General features: G+C 69.1%; 4 protein-coding genes and 1 pseudogene. 1 reads left to right on the plus strand and 4 read right to left on the minus strand.

Translation table 11 applies throughout. The features are described 5' to 3' along the window. Window positions 1-101: 101 nt before the first annotated feature. The 4 genes and pseudogenes from AOK24_RS25020 to AOK24_RS25035 form a co-directional block, all read right to left on the minus strand. A pseudogene (locus AOK24_RS25020) lies at window positions 102-1280 on the minus strand (tyrosine-type recombinase/integrase). After that, window positions 1280-1498: an excisionase family DNA-binding protein gene (locus tag AOK24_RS25025; protein WP_055722330.1), complete on the minus strand. Its 219-nt coding sequence runs from the start codon at window positions 1496-1498 to the stop codon at window positions 1280-1282. Before AOK24_RS25025 ends, AOK24_RS25020 begins: the two are co-directional and overlap by 1 nt. Then, on the minus strand, window positions 1492-2865 hold the full coding sequence (gene repSA / locus AOK24_RS25030; RefSeq protein ID WP_055722341.1) for a replication initiator protein RepSA: 1374 nt from the start codon (window positions 2863-2865) through the stop codon (window positions 1492-1494). Before repSA ends, AOK24_RS25025 begins: the two co-directional genes overlap by 7 nt. A gap of 47 nt (window positions 2866-2912) precedes the next feature. After that, window positions 2913-3188, minus strand: coding sequence for a hypothetical protein (locus AOK24_RS25035; RefSeq protein ID WP_133258193.1), 276 nt, complete (start codon window positions 3186-3188; stop codon window positions 2913-2915). Between the two features lie 239 nt (window positions 3189-3427). On the opposite strand from AOK24_RS25035, the gene AOK24_RS25040 reads away from it, so the two are divergent. Beyond that, a complete protein-coding gene (locus AOK24_RS25040; protein WP_055722332.1) occupies window positions 3428-4162 on the plus strand; it encodes a GntR family transcriptional regulator in 735 nt (244 codons plus the stop codon). Window positions 4163-4420 lie beyond the last annotated feature (258 nt).

The following is a 4420-nucleotide window of genomic DNA, read 5'->3' on the forward strand; positions in this document are numbered from 1 at the left end:
CACCTGCGGTGGGTGTGGGATTTGAACCCACGGTGACATCGCTGCCACGACGGTTTTCAAGATCTCTCGTCGGTCGGGCAGGCGGGACGCTCCGCAGCAGGTCAGACGGGTACGAGCACGCCTGCGGACCCGTCATCATCGCCATCGTGCCCGCTACGTGCCCCAGGCTCGTGATCGTGCCCGCTCAGCCAGGAGTCGGCCGCTTCGGCGACCTGGTCGTCGCGACCGGCGACCGGCCGGGCGTAGTGCCGGGTCGTGACGCTCGCGTTCGAGTGGCCGAGCCGGTGAGCGGCGGTCATCACGCCGTACCGGTCGGCGACCCAAGTCCCGTGCGAGGCACGGAGGTCATGCGGGGTCAGGTCGGTGAGTCCGGCCGCCGACACGGCCGGGTCGAAGTAGGCCTTGCGCCACTGGTTGTAGCGCATCGGCTTGCCGCCCGGGGTCGTGAACAGGAGCGCGTCATCCCCGCCGGGCAGAGTCTCCAAGTGCCGGCCGAGCCGCTTCGCCAGCGAGGGGCCGACGCGAAGCAGCCTCTTCTGATGGGACTTCGGGGTGTCGAAGACGAGGGTGCCGTTGGCCTCGGCAAGGTTCTCGTCGACCAAGACGAAGCCGCCGGACACGTCGATGTCCGAGCGCCGAAGGGCGAACGCCTCTCCAACTCGCAGGCCCGCGTACGCGAGAAGCGCGATCAGATGGTCATGCGGCTCGGCGGCACTCCGGACGAGCCGGGAGGCTTCGAGGGGAGTGAGGATGTGCGGCTCGGTCTGCGGCATCCGAGGCAGCTTCACGCCCCGGCAGGGGGTCTGCGGGATCATGTCGTTGTCGACGGCGGCCCGCATGATCTGCGACAGGACGCGGTACGCCTGCCGGATCCTGGAAGCGCTGAGCCCTTTGGTCTTCATCGCTCCGACCCACTCGGCAACCGTGATCGGCCTGAGGCTGGACAACTCGCGGTCCCCAAGGGCCGGGTCGATCAGCGAGTTGATCAGTGATCGGTACGACGCCTGTGTCTTGTGCTTGAGCTGTGGGGAGACGGCTGCGAGCCACCGGGCCGCCCAGTCGCGTACGGTCGTCTGCCCCTCGGCGGGGTCGAGTCAGTGCCCTTCCTCGATCTCGATGCGCTTCCGGGCAAGCCAACGGTCGGCGTCCGTCGTGGTGGCGAACGTCCGGTCGGCCGGGCGGAGCACTCCATCGGGCCCCGGGTATCGAGCCTGGAAGCGGCCTGAGGGGAGCTTGCGGATCCGGCCGAAGGCACGGCGGGACTTGCGCTTGCCAGCCATCAGGCGGCCCTCCTGAGCACGTTGGGCCGAAGAGTGATCGGCTGCACGGTGTTCTCGGCCACATACGCCTCAAGAGCCCATTCCGGGATCCGCACGTGTCGGCCGACCTTCACGAAGGTGATGCGACGTTCTTCAACAAGCCGACGGGGGAACCTCACGCCGGTACCGAGCCGATCGGCGACCTCCTGCACGCTCAGTAGTCGATCCACGCTCACCACTCCCCCGCAGCCTCAAGATCGCTTATGTCAGCAAGGGCCTCACGGGCCGTCTCTCGGTTCAGTCGGATCTCCTTCGCGATCGATGCGGCAAGCCAGGATTCGCCGGGGGTGTGCCCGTGCCCGGCGTAGGACCAGTGGGCGAGCACGAGCGTGGAGCCCTCCGCGTCGTCCGGGTCCTCGGGCAGCCCTCGCTCCCGACGCTCTTGCCGCGCGCGGAAGTCGGCACGGACCTGGCGGCGTTCGGCGAAGGTCGAGGAGTAACGGCGGGACTTGGTGAGGAAGTGCCCGCGGAAGCCGAGCATGTGGGCCCAGGCCCAGAGCTTGCGGTCCGGGTAGTGCTGGTCAAGGGCATGACAGGCTCGAATCAGACGTCGAGTGTGGTCGGGCAGCTCGGGCAGCCTGTCGAGTTCGGAGAGCTCCCCGACGCGGCGGTCGACCGTGCCGGTGGACTCGGCCGCCTTGGTGGCGTACTTCGCGACGTACGCGGCCACGGCCTGTTCGTTCAGCTCCTGGCCGTCGGTGCCGATGGCCCGTACGTCGACCTGGGCACCCCAGCGCAGGACGCGCGCCGGGTGGTCATCGGCAGGTGCCAACGGGACGGAGACCCGGGCGGCGGCATCACGGATCGCATCCCCGAGCAGTGCCGTACTGGCCCACTCGGGCGGGGTGTCATCCGGACCGGCAGGGCCGTCCAGCCGGACGATGGCGTGGAAGTGGATCGCCCCGCGCTTCTGGAACTCGGCGACCTTGCCGAAGGAGATCCGGCAGACCTCCCGCAGCGTGGCCTGAGTGATGCCAGCGCGAGCGGCGATCTCCCGGCGTAGGTAGATCGTGAAGCGTCGCCAGAGGTCCCCGGCGTGGTTGTTCCAGAGAACGGCCCCGGCGTAGTCGTACGTGTCAGAGTCGAGCGCCGTGCCGAGTTCGGCGGCGTCCTCGGAGTGGGCGACACCGCATCGGCAGCGACCCTTCTCGGGACGGTTGTGGACCGGCCCGAAGGAGGGCGCGGTCAGGGTGACGAACACGCCGGGGTGGATACGTACTTCGTCGGGAATCCCCATGCGCGGGTCACCGGTGAGTCCGGCCCGTATGAGGTGGTAGGCGTCGCCCGCGTACGTCCAGGCACAGGAGGGGCAGCGGGAGGCCCGCCGGTTGCCACAGGCGACCCGGAGGCGTCCGCCCGGCTCCTCGGCCGTGGAGTACGAGTAGAGGACATCCCCGGTCCGGGCGTCACGGGTGACCGTCGTACCGGACAAGTGGATCGGGTCCGAGCAGCCACCCGTACGGCGTACCTGATCGCGCCATCGGTCGAACCCGGGAGCCGAGGCGACTCGCAGCAGATCAGCCAGGGTCACGGCGTCGGTCCCCATGGAGGCCGCAGCACCGGCCACGGCCTCAGGGGCGACGGGGAACACCGTCACTCGACCACCCCCGGAGCATCGATGATCTCGACCTCCAGGACCTTCGCGCCGCCGCAGTCGGGGCAGTAGAGCTGAAATCCGGTGGTGTCGTAGCCGCTGCCCGCGCAGGCCGGGCACTCCAGCCACTCGGTGGTACCGAAGGCCGTGCGGCAGACGTTCGCGTCCTGGCAACGCGTCTTGCCGCACACCGCGCAGCTACGGGCCGTGCGGCGAATGATCCTCGGCGCTAAGACGCCGGTCGGCCGACCGGCGTGGATCAGCGAGACAGGCATGATGGAGGCTCCCTTGGAAGAGGGGTGGGGCGGCGCATCTGCTTGGCGGTAGGGGCGTCGCCCTTCTTCAGGGAGTGTTTACCTCCCTAGGGAGATTGAAACCAAACCTCCCTAGGGATGTCAACGAGACCTGCGGAAGTCGGTGCGTTCGGTGAGCGATCGGGTACACGCTCGTGCGTCCGGAAGGGGGTGCCGGGTAGGCTGACCACCCTAGGGAGCATCGACGAGTGGAGAGAGACATGCCCGAGACTGCGCGGCAGATCGCCGACGATCTCCGGGCGCGGATCGAGTCCGGGGAGCTGGTGCCGGGCGATCGGTTGCCCGGTGAACCCTCGCTGGTGAAGACATACGGCGTCGCCAAGATGACCGCCAATCAGGCGCTCAAGATCCTCGTGAGCGAAGGCCTGGCGGTCGCACGCCCAGGGTCCGGAACCTACGTACGGGAGTTCAGGCCGATCCGCCGGGTCGCGAACGATCGCCTCTCCAAGAGCCGCCGAGACGCAGGGCAGTCCATCTGGTCGGCCGATGTCGCACAACGCCCCCTGGTCACCGACGTCCAGGTCTACGAGGCCGAGGCCCCGCGCCAGATCGGGCGGTTGCTGAACCTCGAGCCAGGGGCGGCCGTCATCGTGCGAAGCCGGAAGTTCGTCGTCGAGGACCGCCCAGTGCAGATCGCGACGTCGTACCTCCCCGCGGATCTGGTCCGAGACACGGCGATCGCCCAGCCGAACACGGGCCCGGGAGGCAGTTACGCCCGCCTGGCCGAGCTGGGCGCGGAACCCGTGCTCTTCTCCGAGGAGCTTCGGGCGCGGATGCCCAGCGAGGAGGAGCGGACCGCTCTGGCCCTCGCGGCCGGCACTCCGGTCCTGGAGATCTGCCGCACCGCCTTCACCGAAGACGAGCGCCCCGTGGAGGTCAACCAGATGCTCCTGGACGCCGGTTCGTACGTCCTGGAGTACCGCCTGAGCAGCTGAGCTGTTACAGGAATCTCTACCTCATCAAGGCCCGCGCAAGCGCGGGCGCGCGCCGCCTCTGCGGCGCGGCCTGCCTCCTGTCTGCGCCCCGGCTGGCCGCGCCCCGGCGGCGCGCTACGTGCAGCGGGCAGAAGCCAGGAAGTCACCCGCAGGTCAATGACATGCCTCCGGCGGGGGCGCTCAGGCTCCAGGATGGGGGCGCCGCTCGCGAGTGCCGCCCGTGAGTGGCTGGTGCGGCGAGCTCCCATCCCGTCTGCC

The sequence above is a fragment of the Streptomyces niveiscabiei genome (genome assembly GCF_001419795.1).
GTDB classification, from domain to species: Bacteria; Actinomycetota; Actinomycetes; order Streptomycetales; family Streptomycetaceae; genus Streptomyces; species Streptomyces niveiscabiei.

Bases quoted from the DNA above. Each gene is read 5' to 3' on its own strand.
- repSA (WP_055722341.1), bottom strand. From the start codon at position 2,865: ATGGGGACCGACGCCGTGACCCTGGCTGATCTGCTGCGAGTCGCCTCG.
- AOK24_RS25040 (WP_055722332.1), top strand. From the start codon at position 3,428: ATGCCCGAGACTGCGCGGCAGATCGCCGACGATCTCCGGGCGCGGATC.
- AOK24_RS25035 (WP_133258193.1), bottom strand. From the start codon at position 3,188: ATGCCTGTCTCGCTGATCCACGCCGGTCGGCCGACCGGCGTCTTAGCG.